Below are 20460 nucleotides of genomic sequence, written 5' to 3'. Positions count from 1 at the left end.
AGAGAGCCTTTCTATATTGTTCTGTTGTTGTTTGCGGTTCTAGCTTGTTCGATAGCTTTTGACCAATACTCGAATTCCCATCTTAATGGTGGTAAGTCACCAACTTTTTTACGAATAGCATTTTGGTAAGGGAGATACAGCTCATTATAATCATCCCATTTGCTCCAAGCCAAATCCGTAGGGAGGCTTATCTGAAGATAGTCGTCTGCTAGTTTCAAGATATAGTTATCTATCGGCACATGAAGCAATGGGAAAATGTCTTCAAGTATCTCTGGTTCCAACATATAGAGGTATTTTAGGGTCATATTGACCCATTTCTGAGCTTGACCAAATGTAAATCGAATGTTAAAGGAGGCGTATAGCTGTTTGATTCGGCAACAAATGCGGTAATGCCAGCAGTCATACTGGTCTTGGTGACTGATGATTGAAGGTGTTAGCTGAGGTAATTCTTAGCGAAAAATTCCCAACACCTCCCGTCTCAGCTGCAATCTTACTTCATTTGGGACTTCTTTTAAGTTGAGTGTACGATTAAAATCTAAGTAGGCTAGTCTACTGGCTGATTTGAGTGAATCAGATAAATCTTTAAAGTAAGCTAGCTTTAAAAAATATAAAGTATGTTGGTCAACAGTAGTCTGATATGGGAGATTTGTCATCATTGTCGTTACTCTTTCTTGAGCGCTTCAAACTTAGCCTTCATGGTCGGGTTTTTCCGAGTTAGTTTTTTGACGGAGACATCTTCAAGTTTGTTGTTAGCCAGGCGCAGCTGGTTGTCGCTGGTGGTCAAGAAGCGTTTGACCTCTTCCATGCGCTTGATGGCCTTGTCGATTTCATCGATGGCTTTCTTGAAATTGGTGCTGGCTGAGGTATAATTTTTGGCAAAGGCCGTTTTGAAGGTTTCCAAATCGGATTCAAAGGTGGTGATGTCGATGTTCTGACTTCTGACCAATTCCAACTCTTGCTTGTAACTCAAGCTGTTTAGCGCAGCATTTCTCAAAAGACCAATCAACTGGATGAAGAACTGTGGGCGAATGACGTACATCTTAGGGTAGTGATGGCTGACATCAACAATACCCGTGTTGTAGTAATCGCTGTCTGCCTCCAGCATGGAGACCAGAACGGCGTATTCGCAGTTTTTCTCTCGTCGGTCCTTGTCCAATTCTTTGAGAAAGTCTTCGTTCTTATGTTTTCTGGCGGTTGTGTCGGCCTCGTTTTTCATCTCAAACATGATGGAGAGGATTTCAAGCCCATTGTCGTCTGTCTCTCGAAAGATGTAGTCGCCCTTAGACCCTGATTCGGAGATTAGATTATCCTTACCAAAGGAGGCCTTGGGAAAGGCATAGGCACGCACCTTGTTGAATTCTGTCTCAGCGTAGAGCTCTAAGCTCTCTCCGATGGCCTTAGTGGACTGTTGTGCCTTAAAATTCTTGTAAAACTCGACCTGCTCGTTGGCTGCCTTGAGCTGGAGGTCATACTCTTGACGGGTGGTCGCCAGCGCCAACTCTTGCCGTTGTTCCTGCAAGAGCAAGGCTGTCCGCGCCTCATCACGCTCCTTTTCTAAGCGAGCAATGGCTTCCTGCTGTGCCCTGTCTTTGAGCACCGCCTGCTTGTCCTGTTCGGCCTGCACTTGAGCTAATTGCGCCTGCTGAGCCTCTTGACTGGCTGCTAACTGCGCCGTCACACGCGCTAATTCTTGCTCCTTGTCGGCGAGTGACTGTTTGGCTGCCAGCATCTCTTCATGGGCACGCTGCTCCAGTTGACTGCGCACCTGGGCCAGTTCTTGGTCTTTTTTGGACATGGCAGAGCTGAGGGCTAGTTCTTGCTCTGCCTTGAGCGTGTCAAGCTGGTGAGCCAGCGCTGTTAGTTCTCGGTCTTTTTCCGCCAGTTGGGACTGGAGCGCATTTTTGGACTGCTCCTTGAGCAGTTGGGTCTCGCGAGTGAGGCGGTCATGAAGTTCCTTGTCAAACTCTACTCCCCGCACCTGAGCTAGTAACTGACTATACTCAGTTTCGTTGACTGTAAAACTCGTCCCACAGTGGGGGCATTTGATCTGATTCATGGCTATTCTCCTTTTTGGGTTAACTAATGACTGATGTAATCTCATTATACCATTTTCACGCCAGTATGATACAATAGAACTGATATAAGGAGGAGTAGAATATGCCATTTATCACCATTGACCTCTTTGAGGGACGTAGTCAAGAGCAAAAAGATCAGCTGGCTCAAGAAGTCTGTGAAGTTGTGTCTCGCATCGCCAAAGTCCCCAAAGAAGCCATTCACATCTTTATCAACGATATGCCAGAAGGGAGTTATTACCCTCATGGTCAGATGAAACGTCGCTAGTGAGAGAAGAGCGCCGTTTCAGGCAGCTGGGGACCATCTGCCACATTGCTATTGAGGCTCCTGAAGCGGGAAGCCTACTTGATCAAACAGGAGAACTGCTCAAGTCCTATGAGATGATTTTTTCCGCCCATTTGCCAGCTTCTGAACTCAATCAACTCAATCAGTCAGCAGGAAAATCTCCCTTCACTGCTTCAGCAGAATTGTTTGAACTCGTCAGCTACGGTAAAAAGCACAGTTTAGCACTTCATAGCCAGCTCAACATCGCCCTTCGCCCCTTGGTTCAGGCTTGGCAGATTGGATTTGTAGGAGCAACCAAGCCCAGTCAAGCTGCCATTGACCAGCTACTTGACCTCTGCCAGCCAAAAGATATTTTGCTGAACTCTCGTCAGCAGAGCATTTTTTTAGCTCGCTCTGGCATGGCTTTAGATTTGGGTGCACTTGCCAAGGGCTACATTGCTGACCGTCTGCTGGAACATCTGCTGTCAGCTGGCGCTACCAGCGTCTTAATCGACCTTGGGGGTAATGTCATCACCCACGGTCAGCCGTTTTCAGCGACCGGCAAATGGCAGGTTGGGGTGCAACTGCCTTTTGCGCCTCGTGGTCAAGCTATGGGGCGAGTTACGATAGGTAACCAAGCCCTCGTCACCTCAGGAATTTATGAACGCTTTTTTGAGGCTAATGGCAGAGCTTATCACCATATTTTGGATAGGCAGACCGGCTATCCCATGGAGACCGAGATGGTCAGTCTGACTATCTTGAGCGATTCCGCCCTAAGAGCTGAAACCTACAGTAGTCAGTTCTTTGGTCTTCCCATACCGCAAGCGCTCCATCTTATCAAGCAGACAGACAGCATAGAAGGGCTGATGTTAACTAGTGATTACCGCTGTTTCTTATCTGATGGGATGAAGGCACATTTCATCCCGCAATATCATTAGAAAAACACGATTCCAAAGAGAAATCGTGTTTACTTTTTTATTATTCAAAAGGCACATAAGGGAGACCTAGGGACGTCGCAACAGCTTGGTTGGTGACTTGCCCTTTATAGATGTTTAAACCTGTGAGAAGACCGTAGTTGTCACGAACGGCTTGTTCAAAACCTTTATTGGATAACTCCATTGCATAAGGCAGGGTCACATTTGTGAGGGCGAGTGTCGATGTGCGTGGCACAGCACCAGGCATGTTAGCAACAGCATAATGAATCACCCCGTCAACCTCGTAAGTTGGTTTGTCATGGGTGGTAATGGTATCCGCGGTTTCAATAATGCCACCTTGGTCAACAGCCACGTCAATAACGACAGAACCTGCCTTCATCGAACTAATCATCTCTCGAGTTACCAGTTTAGGCGCCCGTGCACCTGGAATCAGCACAGCTCCGATAAGTAAGTCTGCTTCCTTGACACTATCAGCGATGTTAAGAGGATTAGACATTAAGGTTTGGATACGTTTGTCAAACAAAACATCCAATTCTGCTAGTCGCTTAGCAGAGACATCTAAGATTGTCACATCAGCGCCCAAGCCTAGCGCCATCTGCGCAGCATTGGTCCCAACGACACCACCACCGATGATCACAACCTTTCCTTTTTTAACTCCCGGAACACCTCCCAAGAGAATACCTGCACCACCTTGGAGTTTGGTTTGGAAATAAGCCCCCATCTGCACTGCTAATCGTCCAGCGACCTCACTCATGGGGTTAAGCAGGGGCAGAGTACCATCCTTGACAACGGTCTCATAAGCGATGGCGGTCACGCCGCTATCTAGCAAAGCCTTAGTTAAGCCAGGAGCAGGAGCGAGGTGAAGGTAGGTAAACAGCAATAAATCAGAGCGGAAGAATTGATATTCATTTTCTAAGGGCTCTTTGACCTTGATAACCAGCTGGGCTGCCCACACCTCTGCAGCGTGTTCTTTGATGATAGCCCCTTGCTGGGCATAATCATTGTCAGAAAACCCTGAACCAGCTCCAGCTTCAGTTTCAACCCAGATAGTGTGACCAGCCTGTTTTAGAGCTAAGACACCAGCAGGTGTTAAACCGACACGATTTTCATTGCTTTTGATTTCTTTTGGTACACCAATAATCATCTCATTTAACCTCATTTTCTTATTAGATTGCCTTTATTGTACTAAAAAAAGAGAGTACCATCAAGCACTAGTTGAGCAGTATTCTTGAAGAATAGTCGTGGTTTTGTTATAATCAAGGTGATTGCACAAGCATTCATAATTATCTCATGCAAAGATAGGGAGAAGCATATGTCAAAGGACATTAGAGTATTACTCTACTATAAGTACGTCCATATCGAGAATGCCAAAGAATACGTGCAGACTCATTTGGACTTTTGTAAATCAATCGGTCTCAAGGGGCGGATTTTGATTTCGGAAGAGGGCATCAACGGTACTGTTTCTGGAGATTTTGAAACCACTCAGAAATACATGGACTGGGTGCACAGCGATGAGCGTTTTGCTGACCTCTGGTTCAAGATTGACCTCGAAGAGGAGCAAGCCTTTAAGAAGATGTTTGTTCGCTACCGCAAGGAAATTGTTCACTTGGGGCTTGAGGACAATGATTTCGATGCGGATATCAACCCATTGGAAACCACAGGGGCCTACCTGACACCGAAAGAGTTCAAAGAAGCTCTTTTGGATGAAAATACCGTTGTCTTGGATACCCGTAATGACTACGAGTACGACCTCGGTCACTTCCGTGGCGCCATTCGCCCAGATATCCGCAACTTCCGCGAATTGCCACAGTGGGTGCGGGACAACAAGGAAAAATTCATGGACAAGCGTGTCGTGGTCTACTGTACCGGTGGTGTCCGCTGTGAGAAATTCTCAGGCTGGATGGTGCGTGAGGGCTACAAGGATGTTGGTCAGCTCCACGGTGGTATCGCCACTTACGGTAAGGATCCTGAGGTTCAGGGCGAGCTGTGGGATGGCAAGATGTATGTCTTTGACGAGCGCATTGCCGTAGACATCAACCATGTTGATCCAAAAATCATTGGAAAGGACTGGTTTGACGGCACACCATGTGAACGTTATGTTAATTGTGCCAACCCATTCTGTAACCGTCACATGTTGACGTCTGAAGAGAACGAACACAAATATGTTCGTGGCTGTTCAGCAGAATGCCGTGCTCATGCCCGCAACCGCTACGTGGAAGAGCATGGATTGACCCATGAAGAATGGGCAGCAAGATTAGCGGAAATCGGAGAAACACTACCTGTTGTTGCTCCAGCTTAATCAGAGATGATGACCAGCCTCTTGGCTGGTTTTTTTGGTATAATAGACCTCATGGAGGTACTTCTATGGATATTATCAGTACGAATTGCTTATCTATTGAACAAGGCAAACGGGTAAAAGCTTTTTTAACCCACTGCATGGCTCATGATAAGACCTATAAAGAGCCCTACTTATCCAATCAGCTTAATTTTAACCCTGATATGCCGGCCTTTTTCTTGGCTTACGAGGGGGATGACTTAATTGGCTTGTTGACGGTTTATGCCGATACGCCTGAAGTGGATTTATCTCTCTTTGTTGCGCCAGAGCACCGCAGGAAAGGTATTGCTCGGCAACTCTATCAGAAGTTTTTAACGGAAACAGCTTCCTATGGCGTGACAGAGGTTTCCTTTATTGCGGAGCGTGCCTTTATTGAGGCAAATCCAGGTCTCCTGTCCGCTTGGGGACTGGTCATTGATGACGATAGTGAGTACTTTTTGGGACGGGCGTGCTTGCCTGTGGACATGGCAGAGCTGCCCCTTGATGTGTCTCTTTCGCTGGCTAGACCAGAGGAGATGCAGGACATTGCTGAGCTGAAAGCGCGCGTGTTTGAGACGCCGCTAGACCTCAGTCTGACCTATGTGTCAGAAGCCCTGGCAGATAAGGACAGTCTTCTTTATGTTGCCCGCCTAGCTGATCAAGTGATTGGCACTTGTACGGTGGACATCAGCTCTAGCCTGACTTACCTTTACGGTCTTGCTGTTGATCTTGCCTATCGCGGTCAGGGCGTTGGTAGTCAGCTGGTCAAGACCATCATCAACGACCGTTACCGTGCAGGTGATACCGAACTACAAATCGCTGTGGATAAGGACAATGAGGGTGCTAAAAAACTTTATGAGCAACTGGGCTTTGTCAACCAGACAGAAGTGATTTATCTCTCAAGTAAGGATTAAGAGAGGGGATTGAGTGATGAAACTGATTTTTCTACACGGCGTGGGGCAAGATAGCCAAGCTTGGGAGCAGGTGATTACAGGGTTAAAGGGTTATCACTGTGTCAGCCTAAACTTATTTCGTCATGGAAAATTACCTGATTTTTCCAGCTTGCAAGAGCAAGTCAGGCAGGCGGTGCGTGAGAGCGAGGAAGACGTTGTTGTGATTGGGCTGTCTTTGGGCGGCATGTTAGCACTGTCCTTATTGCAAGACCCAGCGCCGCAGCTCCGAGCAGTTGTCAGCATTGCGGGTCAGTACCAATTTACCAAAAACTGGGCTTATAAGGTGCAGGTTGCCTTGCTCAAACTCTTGGCTCCATCTCTCTTGGCAAAACAAGGATTGGACAAGGAAAATTTGCTGGCTTTTTATCGAGACTTGGCTCAGCTGGATATGACAGGTTTTCTACAAACAAGGACCTTGCCTGTCCTCTTGCTCTGTGGGGAGTGCGATAAGATTAACCTTAGAACAGCCAAGCAACTGAAGAACTTGATGCCAAAAGCAGAGATGGCGGTGATAGCTGAAGCAGGTCACGAGGTCAACAAAGACCAACCAGAACAGTTGGTAAGGGAATTAAACCAGTTTTTGGAAGTGCTCAACCATGTTAACTAAAGAGGTCGTCGTTGTTATCGGAGGTTCTGGGATGTTACGACCAGCTGTTTTGTTGTGCAGCCGAGACAAGAGCCGTTATGATGACTTATTTGAGGTCTACCCTCACGCAGTCTTTTTCCCTTTTGATTTTTCAAAGGCTGCCTCTTTTGAAAATCTAAGCAATTTTCTACAAGAAAAAGGGGTGACCATTTCGTGTCTCTTAGTCTGGTTGCACAGCCCCTATTATCCTCATCTTGAGCGTTTCTTGGAACATTTCCCAACCTTTAGAAATGGCTGGTATCTTGTCCAAGGCAAGAGCAGCAGCAATCTCCCTGATGCGTTGTTGAAGCGCTCTGATTTACAAATTATTCGCCTCGGTTATCACGAAAAAGAAAACCGCTGGTTGACTGATGATGAAATTTCCCAGCAGGTTCTTGATGCTATCCTCCCCTTTAAGCCTAGAAAATAAAGTTAAAAGCTGCTTGTTTTTTCCAAAAATATGCTATAATGGATAGACTAATGTAAAAAAAGGAGACCATCATGGAAGACCCTGGCAGTCAGACCATCGTGTTACAATTCATCTTACTACTTATCTTGACCCTCTTTAATGCTTTTTTCTCTGCGACGGAAATGGCCTTAGTATCGCTCAATCGTTCTCGTGTCGAGCAAAAAGCAGAAGAAGGCGACAAGAAGTACATCCGCTTGGTTAACGTGCTTGAGAACCCTAACAATTTTCTCTCGACCATCCAGGTGGGCATCACCCTCATCACCCTCCTGTCAGGGGCTAAGCTGGCTGACACGCTGGGGGCTGAGATTGCGACATGGTTTGGCAATACGGCTACTGCAAAAACGGCGGGTAGTCTCTTGTCTCTAGCATTTTTGACCTATATCTCCATCGTTTTAGGGGAACTCTATCCCAAGCGGATTGCCATGAATCTCAAGGAAAATCTAGCCATCTACTCAGTACCAGTGATTTTGTTGTTGGAAAAGTTGGCTAGCCCCTTTGTTTGGTTGCTTTCTGCATCAACCAACCTACTCAGTCGCCTGACACCTATGGCTTTTGATGATGCGGATGATCAGATGACTAGAGACGAGATTGAGTACATTCTGACCAAGAATGAGACCTCACTTGATGCGGAAGAAATCGAGATGCTTCAAGGGGTATTCTCGCTCGATGAGATGATGGCCAGAGAGGTCATGGTGCCTAGGACGGATGCTTTCATGGTGGATATTAACGATGATAGCTCTGCTATTATCAGTGCTATCCTCAAGGAAAATTTTTCCCGTATCCCGGTCTATGATGGTGACAAGGACAAGGTTATCGGTCTGATCCACATCAAAAAATTGCTACACGCTGCCTTTCACGAGGGTTTTGATCAGGTCAATATTCGTCGAATTATGCAGGATGTTCTTTTTGTCCCTGATACGGTCTTTGTCGATGATTTGATTGGAGAATTGCGGAGCAGCCAACGCCAGATGGCGATTTTGCTGGATGAGTACGGCGGAGTGGCAGGTCTTGTTACCCTTGAGGACTTGCTTGAGGAGATTGTCGGCGAGATTGATGATGAAACTGACCGAGCTGCGGAGTCTGTGCGTGAGATTGCAGAAAATACTTATATCGTTGAAGGGACAATGACCATCAACGAGTTCAACGACCACTTTGAGACCGAGCTGGAGAGTGATGATGTTGATACCATGGCAGGCTTTTATCTAGCGGGTATCGGTAGTATCCCAACTCAGGAGGAAAAGGAAGCTTATCAAGTAACCAGCAAGGATAAGCAGCTTACCCTTATCAACGACAAGGTTAAAAACGGTCGCGTTCTCAAACTCAAAGTCTTGATGACCGACTTGCCTGACATGACAGAGTAATCGGCTGATCATCTATTCCCACTGATAGAAGGATGACACAGAACTAGCAGAATAACCCAAAGCTTGAAAAAACTATGAAATTACTAGGCTTTGTATAGATATTTAATAAGATTAGAGAGACAGGGCATTTTGCCCTAGCCTAAAAGCGATTAATATAAGAGGACAAACGATGAGGTCCTCTTTTTTGATATCGAGGAAAGCGAAAGCCAGGATGCTATATGAGCAGAAACTTGTTGGTTATGATGACGTGCCAACAGAAGTAACAATCGACCAATGAAAAACCTGCTCTTTTATGCTACAATAAACCTATGATTATTTTACAAGCTACCAAACTCGAACGTGCTTTTGCAGGCAGTCCTCTTTTTGAAAATATTTCCTTGCAGGTTGATGAGCGTGACCGCATTGCCCTGGTCGGGCGTAATGGAGCGGGCAAGTCGACCCTTCTCAAGATGCTGGTTGGCGAGGAAACGCCGACCTCAGGCACCATCAGCACCAAACGCGATCTTTCCCTGTCTTATCTGGCACAAGATAGTCGCTTTTCGTCGGACAAGACCATCTATGCCGAGATGGTGGCGGTGTTTGACGACCTGCGGCAGATTGAGAGCCGTTTGCGAGTTATGGAGGGGCAAATGGCAGAGCTGACAGGCGCTGCCTTTGACCGCTTGATGGCAGACTATGACCAGCTGTCGGAGGACTTCCGCAGTCGTGGTGGCTTTACCTACGAAGCGGACATCAAAAGCATTCTCAATGGCTTTAAGTTTGACCAGTCCATGTGGGACATGCCCATCGCTGAACTATCAGGCGGACAGAATACCCGCTTGGCGCTAGCGAAGATGCTCCTTGAAAAGCCAGATTTGCTGGTCTTGGATGAGCCGACCAACCACTTAGACATCGAGACCATCGCTTGGCTGGAAAATTACCTCAAGAACTATCAAGGTGCACTTATCATTGTCAGTCACGACCGCTATTTCTTGGACAAGGTTGCCACTATCACGTTGGATTTGACCCCCAAAAGCCTCGATCGCTACGTGGGTAATTATTCCCAGTTTATGGCACTCAAGGCTCAAAAACTAGAGACCGAGGCCAAAAACTACGAGAAACAGGCCAAGGAAATTGCCAAACTGGAAGACTTTATCAACCGCAACATCGTCCGTGCCTCGACCACCAAGCGAGCCCAGTCCAGACGCAAGCAACTGGAAAAGATGGAACGCTTGGACAAGCCCCAAGTTGGGCAAAAATCTGCCCATATGACCTTCGCGTCAGCCAAGTCTTCTGGTAACATCGTCTTGACAGCTGATGCCATCGCTATCGGCTATGACCATCAGGTGCTGGCGCAGCCCATTTCACTAGACGTCCGAAAATACGATGCGATTGCCATCGTCGGCCCAAACGGTATCGGCAAGACCACCCTTATCAAGTCGATGGTCGGACAACTTCCCCTCATCGCGGGTGAGGCAGTTTACGGTGCCAATGTTGAGACCGGCTACTACGACCAGACCCAGTCCGCCCTGACCCGCACCAATACCGTGCTGGAGGAGCTCTGGAGTGCCTTTCCGACTACGCCAGAAGTGGACATCCGCAACCGTCTCGGAGCCTTTCTCTTCTCTGGCGATGATGTCAAAAAGTCTGTTGCTATGCTGTCTGGCGGTGAAAAAGCGCGCTTGCTTCTTGCCAAGCTATCCATGGAAAACAACAATTTCCTCGTTCTCGATGAGCCGACCAACCACTTGGACATCGACAGCAAGGAAGTGCTGGAGAACGCCCTGATTGACTTTGACGGCACCCTGCTCTTTGTCAGCCACGACCGTTACTTTATCAACCGTGTCGCCACCAAAATCCTTGAAATTTCAGCAGATGGTTCCACCCTCTATCTGGGCGATTATGATTATTATCTGGAGAAAAAGGCAGAGCAGGAAGCCCGGCTTCAAGCTGATCAGCAGATAATAACTAGCCCAACTGCCACTCCATCAGCTGGCGCTAGCGATTACCAGTCCCAAAAGGCAGACCAAAAAGAACGCCGCAAATTAGCCCGCCGAATCGACGAGATTGAAAACCAGCTAGAAACTCTAGAAACCCGCCAAGCAGAGATTAACCAAGCTATGCTGACCACCAATGACCTGGGTCAGCTGACCGACCTCCAAAAAGAGCTGGAGAGCCTAGACGAGCAGCAGTTGGTACTCATGGAGGAGTGGGAGCAGTTGAGTGAGGAAATGGGGGATTAGTCATGTATCGCTTTGTTACCCAAGAAGCTCAACTGACCTTGCATGATTGTTTTATCACAGCCGTAGAATTTGGGCGAGAACTGACCTTGTCTTTTGAACAGGGGATTGATATTTTAGCCAGCCACTCTTTAAATCCGACACACAGGCACCAAACAACAGGACTAGCAGAGGTTGTCTTGCAGTCTTATGAACTGGTACAAGTCAGAGAGGTCTATGGTGCAGAGGATTTTTCACCGAGCTTAGAGGCTCTTACTTCTAAGCGGTTTGAAGTGCTTTGCTTTGAGTTTGATAGGGCCAACAGAACAGCTCCGCTACTGTGTGACATTGATTGGCGGTATTGTGTTGCTTACACCTTTTCTTGTGAAGCTGTCTATTATAAATGGAATGAGTTGACTGGTGATGCCTGGTTTCAGGACTGGCCGTAATGTTAGATAAGACGTCACAGGGATAACTTTTTTGTGAAATACTTCCTAAAATACCTGAAATATGGTATAATCGATTTAGAAAACGATTGCAAAGGGTGGATATCAATGGACGTCAAAGACATTTTAGGCATTTTAGAAGACATGGGGGTCGCTGTATTTGCGACTGTGGACGAGTCAGGCATGCCACATGCCAGACATTTTCACATCGGTGTGGCAAATGAACAAGGCATTTTCTTTATGACAAGCCCTGAGACCAAGTTTTTCAAGCAGGTGGCGACAAATCCAAATGTGGCTGTCACGGCGATGAGCCAAGAAGACTATTTGATTCAGGTCATTCGTATAGAGGGAAAGGTACGACCAGTTGGTCCTGACCGACTTTACGATTTACTTGCTGGCAATCCTTATGTTAATTATGTTTACCCAAATCATGAGAAGCAGGAAGACATCGAAGTTTTCCAGCTTTATGAGGGAGTTGGTTTCTACCACAGCTTGACACAAGGGCACAAGTATGTTTTTTCTATTGGAGAAGGTCGCTCAGAGACCGCGCGAAGCATTACCTAGGCAATCTCAGATGATTTAGGATTTGAAATAATTTGTGAAAAGTTGTATACTAACCATGTATGCAACTTTTTGTTTGCGCGACAGTAAATCGACTTAATGCTAGCACAGCTGATTAAGGACCGTTTGTCTGAAGAAGTGGTCGAGGCTTGTTGGTCTGATTAAAACAAACTCGATCTTCAAGTATTTAGCAAAATGATAAAGGAGAATAGTGTGACAGCAGTTAATATCATCGCCTTGGGTGGTGTCCGTGAAATCGGAAAGAATTTTTATGTGGTGGACATCTGTGGGTCGATTTTTATCCTTGATACAGGTGTTAAGTACCCTGAAAGTGAGCAGTTAGGTGTTGATGTTGTGATTCCTAACCTGGACTATTTGATTGAGAACAAAAAGCGTGTCCAAGGGATTTTCCTCACCCACGGTCATGCGGATGCTATCGGAGCCCTGCCGTATGTGCTCCAGCATATCAAGGTGCCTGTTTTTGGGTCAGAATTGACCATTGAATTGGCCAAACTCTTTGTGAAAAATGCTAATCTCTTTAAGCGCTTTGAAGATTATCATGTGGTCAATGCAGAGACAGAAATTGAGTTTGGCGATAGTACGGTATCCTTTTTCAAGACAACTCACTCTATTCCAGAGAGCCTGGGAATTGTTTTGTCAACGCCTAAAGGCAATATTGTCTACACAGGGGACTTTAAATTTGACCAAGCGGCAAGCCCGCTTTACCAGACTGATTTTGCCCGCTTGGCAGAGATTGGTCGTGAGGGCGTTTTGGCTCTCTTGGCAGATTCTGCCAATGCTGAAAGCAAGGTTCAAATTGCCAGTGAATCAGAAGTTGGCGCTGAAATCAATCGGGTCATTAGCAATTGGGAAGGCAGAATTATTGTGGCTGCTGTAGCGAGCAACTTGTCTCGTATCCAGCAGGTCTTTGATGCTGCCGCCAGCAACGGTCGCCGTGTCGTCTTGACAGGCTATGATGTGGAAAACATTATTCGCACAGGGATTCGGTTGAAAAAGCTCTCTTTAGCTGATGAGCGTTTGATTATCAAAGTGGCAGATATGGCGAACTATGAGGACCATGAACTGATTATCCTTGAAAATGGTCGCATGGGTGAGCCGATAAACTCTTTGAGTAAGATGGCGCAGGGTCGTCACCGTTATGTCAATATTAAAGATGGCGATTTGGTTTATATCGTGACTACACCGTCAGTTGCTAAGGAAGCTATGGTGGCAAGAGTGGCTAACCTTATTTACAAGGCAGGCGGTTCTGTTAAGTCCATTGCTAAGCACATGCGCGTATCTGGTCATGCTAATGCACGAGATTTGCAACTCTTGATTAACTTGCTAAAACCGACCTACCTCTTTCCCGTTCAAGGGGAATACCGTGAACTGTCTGCACATGCAGACTTAGCCATGGATATCGGTCATTTGCCAGAGCATATCTACATCATGAAAAAGGGCAACCGTATGGTTTTAGGAGAAGAAGGTTTCTTGCACGAAGGTTCCGTTCCTTCTGGTGATGTGATGATTGATGGCAATGCCATGGGTGATTTGGGAAGTGTTGTCCTCCGCGATCGCCAGATTCTCTCTGAAGAAGGTATTTTCATCGTTGCCATGACCATTAACAAACGCCAGAAAAAGATTATTTCTAAGGCAAAATTCCATACGCGTGGCTTTGTTTATGTGAAAAAGAACAAAGACATTCTCTATGACAGTGCGGAGCTCGTTAACCAGACCGTTGAGGCTTATTTAAGTCAACCAGATTTTGACTGGAGTCAGTTGAAAAACTTGGTTCGTGACAAATTAAGCAAGTATCTTTACGATCAGACCAAACGTCGCCCATCTATTTTGCCTGTGATTATGGAAGTGCGTTAAGGTGCTAGTTCTCAACTTAGTAGATTTTAAGCCCATCTAAAAAAGTCATGACAGCTAGATGAACGCAACAATGTCTCGAAAATTGATGTTCTGAAAATCTTTGAAAAGCACTTGTAACAGATGTATAGTTGCCAGTGCCTTTTCTTATTCTTCTGTCGCGATGACAAGCCAGCCCAGCTGGTTTTTTTGTTTCGGTTATGGTATAATGAAACAACAGAAGATGGACGGGGGGAATGGTTTGATAGATCAACAATTATTAGAAAGTTTGTTTGCCAGCCCGTGGGAAATTATTATTAACCTTGTTGACCTTTTTTTGGTCACTTGGTTGATTTATCGATTTATTAGAGCTTTAGCTGGCACAAAAATTATGTCGCTGGTTCAGGGTGTCGGTCTTTTTATTCTTTTGCGATTTGTCGCGGCATTGTTGGATTTGACAACGATTACTTATCTGATGAATCAGGTGACGACCTACGGTGTGATTGCGGGTGTTGTCATTTTTGCTCCTGAGATTAGGAGCTTTCTTGAAAAATTTGGCAGAACCCCTCAATCCCTGCTTAAACAACAGACAGTTAGCCATGAGGAAAATTTAGTGACGGCTGTCATCAGTGCTGTCAAGTACATGGCGCCCAGACGTATTGGTGGCTTGATAGTGATTGAGCGCACCCAAACCTTGCAAGAATATATTGCAACAGGCATTTCTTTAGATGCAGATATTTCCAGTCAGATCTTGATCAACATTTTTATTCCCAATACACCGCTTCATGATGGGGCTGTGATTATTAGAGAAAATAAGATTGCTTCTGCATCATCCTACCTGCCCTTGTCTGATTCCTCTTACATTGCTAAAGAATTTGGAACCAGGCACAGAGCAGCGATTGGTCTATCTGAGGTCTCAGATGCGATGACCGTCGTAGTATCAGAGGAAACAGGAGGCATATCCCTCACCTACAAGGATGTCTTTACGCATGATATGACCTGGGAAGAGTTGGAAGATGTGCTCCGCGAAAAATTAGTTACACCACCAGAAACCACTAATTTCTGGACAACAGTTATCAAGGGAGGGCGATGAAATGAGAAATTGGTTTACTCTAAAACGTTCTGGCCTGGCAGTTGTTTCCTTGGTTTTTGCTCTGCTATTATTTTTAACTGCAAAAATAGTTGCCTATAATGGCAGCAGCAATCGTATCAATCTGTTAACTGAGACCTACACGCATACTTTAGAAAATGTTCCGATTGATATTAAATACAATAGCGATGAGTATTTTATCAGCGGCTACTCCTACGAAGCAGAAGTTTATTTGGCATCGACCAATCGTGTCAAATTAGATTCTGAAATCAACCCAGATACACGGCAATTTAAGGTTGTTGCTGATTTAACCAAACTGACTGAAGGCACCACTAAAGTGAGCTTGGATGTGAGGGATTTACCCAGCGATGTGACCGCTGAAGTTCGACCAGCAACCATGACTGTTACGCTCGGTAAACGGGTGACAAAAAATTTCCCTGTCGAAGCAGTGGTTAATGAGGAACGGGTGATGCCAGGGTATGTATACGAGTCAGCTAGTCTGGATGTTTCTGATGTTGCAGTCACCAGTGATGAAAACACAATTGGTCAGATTGCTCGTGTGATTGCTAGCTTGCCTGATGAGACAAGCCTATCAAAAGACCAAGTTAAAGAATCGGTCACCTTGCAAGCTGTTTCTGAGCAAGGCTCAGTTTTACCGGCAATCATCACCCCTGCGAAAGCGGAATTAACAGTTAATTTGCGAAAATTAACCAAAACAGTTCCTTTGGTTGTTGAGCTAACTGGGCAACTGGATAGTAGTCTGTCTCATATCAATTATGAATTAGGGTTCAGTGAGGTGATTATCTCAGGTAGTCAGGAAGCCTTAGATGAGACAGATCGCGTTTTAGTAACGATTGATATTTCTGATATCAAGAAAGATACGCGAAAAACCTTAACCTTATCTGCTGAAGGGGTCAAAGTAACGCCAGAAGTTATCGACGTTAAACTGAAAGTGACCAAAAAGTAGTTATCAAACCTTTCCATAACAAATATGGCATAAGTTAGGAAACAAAAAACAAAAAGAAAGTGAGAAGCGGGTTACCGCATAAGAAAAATGGTAAAATATTTTGGAACGGATGGAGTTCGTGGAGAAGCAAACGTTGAATTGACACCAGAACTGGCCTTCAAACTAGGTCGCTTTGGTGGCTATGTCCTCAGTCAGCACGAAGAAGGGCAACCAAAGGTCTTTGTCGCACGTGATACCCGTATCTCAGGGGAGATGTTGGAGGCTGCTTTGGTGGCTGGGCTTCTTTCAGTTGGTATCGAGGTTTACCAGCTGGGCGTCTTAGCCACGCCGGGAGTGTCTTATCTGGTTCAGACGGAAAATGCTAGCGCTGGTATCATGATTTCAGCCAGTCATAACCCTGCTCAAGACAATGGTATCAAGTTCTTTGGGTCAGACGGTTTCAAACTGGCTGATGAAACGGAGCTTGAAATTGAAGCACTCTTGGACACTCCAAACGATGGCCTCCCACGACCGTCAGCTGAGGGTCTCGGAACCTTAGTGGCTTATCCAGAGGGCTTGCGCAAGTACGAGAAATTCTTGGTTTCTACTGGAGCCGATTTGGCTGGTATGAAGGTGACCTTGGATGCCGCCCACGGGGCAGCCTACTCATCGGCTCGTTCGATTTTCCTTGACTTAAATGCGGAGATCACTGTTATTGGTGATCAGCCTGATGGGCTTAACATCAATGATGGTGTCGGCTCAACTCACCCAGAAAAGCTTCAGCAAACGGTTCGTGAGACAGGCTCTGCTATTGGTCTTGCCTTTGACGGTGATAGCGATCGCTTGATTGCGGTTGATGAAAACGGCGATATTGTAGATGGTGATAAAATTATGTTTATCATCGGGAAATACCTAGCGGAGAAGGGTCAGTTAGCCCAAAACACCATTGTGACGACCGTGATGAGTAACCTTGGTTTCCATAAGGCTTTGGAACGTGAAGGCATTGACAAAGCGGTGACCGCTGTTGGTGACCGTTATGTGGTTGAAGAAATGCGTCGCGGTGGTTATAACTTGGGCGGTGAGCAGTCTGGACATGTCATTATCATGGATTATAACACCACAGGTGATGGACAGTTGACTGCCATCCAGCTGACTAAAATCATGGCTGAAACAGGCAAATCCTTGTCCGAATTAGCCAGTCAAGTTGATATTTTCCCGCAGAAATTGGTTAATATCCGTGTGGATAATAGTATGAAAAACAAGGCGATGGAAGTGCCTGCTATCGCCACCATTATCACCAAGATGGAAGAAAAAATGGCAGGCAATGGACGGATTTTGGTGCGTCCGAGTGGGACTGAGCCCCTGCTTCGTGTCATGGCGGAGGCGCCGACTGATGAGTTGGTGAACTATTATGTGGATACCATCGCTGATGTTGTACGTGCGGAGATTGGGTTGGAGTAATTCAAAAATGAGTCTGGGATTTTTGTTCCAGCCTCAAATTTCAAACGTTAATCAGTCACTTCTCTGACTATTTGAGCGATGCGGAAGTGGGCTAAAAAGGTCAGGGAGACCTTTTTAATCAGGAAATGACACTTGCGGCGCAAGTGTCAAAAATAGTCCAATAGACTGTTTCAGCCTGAAGCCTAAAATTAGGGAGGTGAGGGACAATCGCATTCTAAAGAATTACCGATTTTTGTTTCACGTCCCTTCTCTTTTTCCTATCAGCTCTTCAGTGAGTTGAGAATTTAGCTCTGCGATTTTTCCAAAAAAGTGGTACAATAAAAAAATGAACAAACCGACGTCTGCCTATGTGCATATCCCTTTTTGTACTCAGATTTGTTATTACTGTGACTTTTCTAAGGTGTTTATCCAGAATCAGCCTGTGGACGACTATCTGCGGGTTCTTGTGCGTGAGTTTGAGAGTTACGACATCAAGCGTCTCCGCACCCTCTATATGGGTGGTGGTACACCGACAGCTATCACTGCTCAGCAGCTGGACTATGTTTTGACGGAGCTGACCAAGCACTTGGACTTGTCCATGCTGGAGGAATTTACCATTGAGGCTAATCCTGGTGACTTGGATGCGGATAAAATCGCTGTGCTGAAACATTCGGCAGTTAATCGGGTCTCTTTGGGCGTTCAGACCTTCAACAACAAGCACCTGAAAAAAATCGGTCGTAGCCATAATGAAGCCCAGATTTATGAAAGTATTGATGCCCTGAAAGGTGCTGATTTTGACAACATCTCCATTGATTTGATTTATGCCCTGCCTGGTCAGACCCTAGACGATGTCAAGGAAAATGTGGCCAAGGCTTTGGCATTGGACATCCCTCATCTCAGTCTTTACAGCTTGATACTGGAGCACCACACTGTCTTTATGAACAAAATGCGTCGTGGCAAGCTCAATCTACCGACTGAGGATACCGAAGCAGAGATGTTTGATTATATTTTATCAGAACTGAAGAAGGCAGGCTTTGACCATTACGAGATTGCCAATTTTGCCAAGCCTGGTTTTGAGAGCAAACACAATCTGGTCTACTGGGACAATGATGAGTACTTCGGTTGTGGGGCTGGAGCGTCTGGCTATTTGGACGGTATCCGTTACCGTAATCGAGGTCCCATTCAGCATTATTTGAAAGCTGTGGCTGAGGGTAACGCTAGACTGTCAGAGGAGGTCTTAACCAAAACCGAGCAGATGGAGGAGGAATTTTTCCTCGGATTGCGTAAAAAAACTGGCGTCTCCATTTCTCGTTTCGAGCGTAAGTTTGAGACTAGTTTTGAAACCATCTACGGTCAGGTGGTCCGTGACTTGCAGATGGAAGGACTGGTTCAACTAGATGGTGACCGTCTGCGCATGACCCAGAAAGGGCTCTTTCTGGGTGATACCGTAGCAGAACGCTTTATTTTAGACAAGGAGGACTAGATGGCACAGATTTATAGCGAACACCTAACCATTCCCTTTGATATGACCGATGTCCAGCAGGAGATTGTCTTGTCCAAGTTCATTTCCTATTGCTTGGGGGTGTCGGGGCGTCAGTCAGCAGCCATTGGTCGTAGTGATGTGGCAGTTTTTGAGCAGTATGGCTTGGTCTGGGTGGTCACCGACTACCAGCTGACCATCAACCGCCTGCCACGCTACGCTGACACCGTTACCATCGAGACAGAGGCCGTTGCCTATGATAAGTTCATCTGTCATCGGTGCTTTCGCATTCTTGATGGGGAAATGGCAGAGCTGATCAGCATTGATTGTTACTTTGTCTTGATTGATTTTCAGACACGCCGCTTATCGGCTGTGCCAGAGGACTTGATTGCACCCTATGGGTCGGAGCAGGTCAAGCGCTTGCCTAAGATGGCAAAATGCCCAAGTTTGACGACTCCAGATAGCCAGAGTTTCCCTGTTCGTTACTTTGACATCGACATGAATGGACATGTCAACAATGGCAGGTATTTGGACTGGTGCTACGAGGTACTGGGCTATGACTTTTTGATGGCACATCGTCCAAAACGGATCCAACTCAAGTTTATCAAGGAAATTGCTCCTAAAGGTCATGTGACAGCGTGTTTTGAGATGGCGAACTTGACCAGTCGCCATGAGATACAGGTTGGCGATCAGCTCCATGCCCAAGCTATGATAGACTGGGAGGTGCGTGATGGCCAGTGAGGACAAGTGGTTAAGCTGGGCAACGCGTTTGCAGTCGCTCGCGCAAAACGGTCTGGCTTATACAACCAACGCTTTTGACAAGGAACGGTTTGAGGAAATCCGTCAGATGGCAGCAGAGATGCTGGTTGAGCCATCTGGTCAACCGTTAAAGGTGGTAAGGGATCTTTTTGCCAGCGAGACAGGCTACCAGACCCCAAGCTTGATACCCGCGCAGCCATTTTCCAAGAGGGGAAAATCTTGCTGGTGCAGTTCGCAACGCGATGTGGAACCATTTGAGCGGTCGTCCTCTCTTTGACAGGGAGACAGACTTGGATGTTGTGAAAAGGCACCCCTTTTCTGTACAATTTTTATAAAGTGTTTTTGTTAAGCGATAACTCGCTTAACCATAGGTGTTTGGTAANTTTTTATAAAGTGTTTTTGTTAAGCGATAACTCGCTTAACCATAGGTGTTTGGTAATCGAGACTACCGTGAATGCGATGATGGTTCCACCAGTGGACATAGTCCTTGGTTTTAAGGGTTAGTTCTTCTAGTGGCTGGCAGGTCTCCTGGTTGATAAACTCCAGTTTGAAAGAGCGGTAGGTGCTCTTAGCGACGGCATTATCATAGGGACAGCCCGCTTGACTGAGGGAACGGGTAATGCCAAAGGTTTCAAGCATCTCATCAATCAACTGATTATCGAACTCCTTGCCCCGATCCGAGTGGAAGAGGTTGA

Annotated in this window: 20 protein-coding genes and 1 pseudogene; 17 read left to right on the top strand and 4 right to left on the bottom strand. The window is 46.1% G+C overall.

Annotated features, from left to right (window positions below):
• Positions 1 to 11 precede the first annotated feature (11 nt).
• A complete protein-coding gene (locus tag ACERC7_RS07730) occupies positions 12 to 305 on the bottom strand; it encodes a hypothetical protein (RefSeq protein ID WP_373666605.1) in 294 nt (97 codons plus the stop codon).
• A gap of 356 nt (positions 306 to 661) precedes the next feature.
• Positions 662 to 2056 carry a DUF2130 domain-containing protein gene (locus tag ACERC7_RS07725; RefSeq protein ID WP_373666604.1) on the bottom strand — a complete coding sequence of 465 codons (1395 nt, stop codon included), beginning with the start codon at positions 2054 to 2056 and terminating at the stop codon, positions 662 to 664.
• A 101-nt stretch (positions 2057 to 2157) separates the two neighbouring features.
• On the opposite strand from ACERC7_RS07725, the gene ACERC7_RS07720 reads away from it, so the two are divergent.
• Entirely contained in the window at positions 2158 to 2340 is a 183-nt protein-coding gene (locus tag ACERC7_RS07720; protein WP_373657897.1) for a 4-oxalocrotonate tautomerase, read from the top strand.
• A complete protein-coding gene (locus ACERC7_RS07715) occupies positions 2340 to 3275 on the top strand; it encodes an FAD:protein FMN transferase (RefSeq protein WP_373660017.1) in 936 nt (311 codons plus the stop codon). The genes ACERC7_RS07720 and ACERC7_RS07715 overlap by 1 nt, the downstream gene beginning before the upstream one ends.
• Positions 3276 to 3315: 40 nt before the next feature.
• On the opposite strand, the gene ald is transcribed toward ACERC7_RS07715, so the two are convergent.
• Complete coding sequence (gene ald, locus ACERC7_RS07710) at positions 3316 to 4416, bottom strand: alanine dehydrogenase (protein WP_373666603.1); 1101 nt, start codon at positions 4414 to 4416, stop codon at positions 3316 to 3318.
• 168 nt (positions 4417 to 4584) lie between these two features.
• Here ald and ACERC7_RS07705 point away from each other — a divergent pair, with 168 nt between their 5' ends.
• From ACERC7_RS07705 to ACERC7_RS07635, 15 genes and pseudogenes are all read left to right on the top strand, one after another.
• Complete coding sequence (locus ACERC7_RS07705) at positions 4585 to 5571, top strand: rhodanese-related sulfurtransferase (protein ID WP_018368680.1); 987 nt, start codon at positions 4585 to 4587, stop codon at positions 5569 to 5571.
• Between the two features lie 65 nt (positions 5572 to 5636).
• On the top strand, positions 5637 to 6500 hold the full coding sequence (locus ACERC7_RS07700; protein ID WP_373666602.1) for a GNAT family N-acetyltransferase: 864 nt from the start codon (positions 5637 to 5639) through the stop codon (positions 6498 to 6500).
• A gap of 16 nt (positions 6501 to 6516) precedes the next feature.
• Positions 6517 to 7146, top strand: coding sequence for an alpha/beta fold hydrolase (locus tag ACERC7_RS07695; RefSeq protein ID WP_373666601.1), 630 nt, complete (start codon positions 6517 to 6519; stop codon positions 7144 to 7146).
• Positions 7136 to 7594 (top strand): hypothetical protein, encoded by a 459-nt coding sequence (locus tag ACERC7_RS07690; RefSeq protein WP_373666600.1) that lies wholly within the window; start codon positions 7136 to 7138, stop codon positions 7592 to 7594. Before ACERC7_RS07695 ends, ACERC7_RS07690 begins: the two co-directional genes overlap by 11 nt.
• A gap of 71 nt (positions 7595 to 7665) precedes the next feature.
• Positions 7666 to 8994, top strand: a complete 1329-nt coding sequence (locus tag ACERC7_RS07685) for a hemolysin family protein (protein ID WP_373660007.1) — start codon at positions 7666 to 7668, stop codon at positions 8992 to 8994.
• A 308-nt stretch (positions 8995 to 9302) separates the two neighbouring features.
• Positions 9303 to 11216 carry an ATP-binding cassette domain-containing protein gene (locus tag ACERC7_RS07680; protein WP_373666599.1) on the top strand — a complete coding sequence of 638 codons (1914 nt, stop codon included), beginning with the start codon at positions 9303 to 9305 and terminating at the stop codon, positions 11214 to 11216.
• Between the two features lie 2 nt (positions 11217 to 11218).
• On the top strand, positions 11219 to 11641 hold the full coding sequence (locus tag ACERC7_RS07675; protein WP_373666598.1) for a hypothetical protein: 423 nt from the start codon (positions 11219 to 11221) through the stop codon (positions 11639 to 11641).
• Between the two features lie 105 nt (positions 11642 to 11746).
• Positions 11747 to 12202, top strand: coding sequence for a pyridoxamine 5'-phosphate oxidase family protein (locus ACERC7_RS07670; protein ID WP_373657888.1), 456 nt, complete (start codon positions 11747 to 11749; stop codon positions 12200 to 12202).
• 210 nt (positions 12203 to 12412) lie between these two features.
• The gene (locus tag ACERC7_RS07665; RefSeq protein WP_373666597.1) at positions 12413 to 14074 is read left to right on the top strand and encodes a ribonuclease J; all 1662 of its coding nucleotides are present in this window, start codon (positions 12413 to 12415) and stop codon (positions 14072 to 14074) included.
• Positions 14075 to 14294: 220 nt separating this feature from the next.
• Entirely contained in the window at positions 14295 to 15143 is an 849-nt protein-coding gene (cdaA, locus tag ACERC7_RS07660) for a diadenylate cyclase CdaA (protein ID WP_373666611.1), read from the top strand.
• Between the two features lies 1 nt (position 15144).
• The gene (locus ACERC7_RS07655) at positions 15145 to 16107 is read left to right on the top strand and encodes a YbbR-like domain-containing protein (RefSeq protein ID WP_373657885.1); all 963 of its coding nucleotides are present in this window, start codon (positions 15145 to 15147) and stop codon (positions 16105 to 16107) included.
• Between the two features lie 87 nt (positions 16108 to 16194).
• A complete protein-coding gene (gene glmM, locus ACERC7_RS07650; protein ID WP_373666596.1) occupies positions 16195 to 17547 on the top strand; it encodes a phosphoglucosamine mutase in 1353 nt (450 codons plus the stop codon).
• Between the two features lie 325 nt (positions 17548 to 17872).
• Positions 17873 to 19009 (top strand): radical SAM family heme chaperone HemW, encoded by a 1137-nt coding sequence (hemW, locus tag ACERC7_RS07645; protein ID WP_373666595.1) that lies wholly within the window; start codon positions 17873 to 17875, stop codon positions 19007 to 19009.
• On the top strand, positions 19010 to 19747 hold the full coding sequence (locus tag ACERC7_RS07640) for an acyl-ACP thioesterase domain-containing protein (protein ID WP_373666594.1): 738 nt from the start codon (positions 19010 to 19012) through the stop codon (positions 19745 to 19747).
• Positions 19737 to 19996 (top strand): annotated as a pseudogene (locus ACERC7_RS07635) (NUDIX hydrolase N-terminal domain-containing protein); the annotation flags it as partial. The gene ACERC7_RS07640 and the pseudogene ACERC7_RS07635, both read left to right, overlap by 11 nt.
• Before the next feature lie 171 nt (positions 19997 to 20167).
• Here the strand turns inward: ACERC7_RS07635 and ACERC7_RS07630 are convergent.
• Positions 20168 to 20460 (bottom strand): transposase (locus ACERC7_RS07630; RefSeq protein ID WP_373666593.1); only part of this gene is annotated, 293 nt, incomplete at its 5' end.

It is taken from the genome of Streptococcus sp. E17BB (genome assembly GCF_041807725.1).
Lineage (GTDB): Bacteria > Bacillota > Bacilli > Lactobacillales > Streptococcaceae > Streptococcus > Streptococcus entericus.
This window is presented reverse-complemented; position numbering and strand designations above follow the sequence as displayed.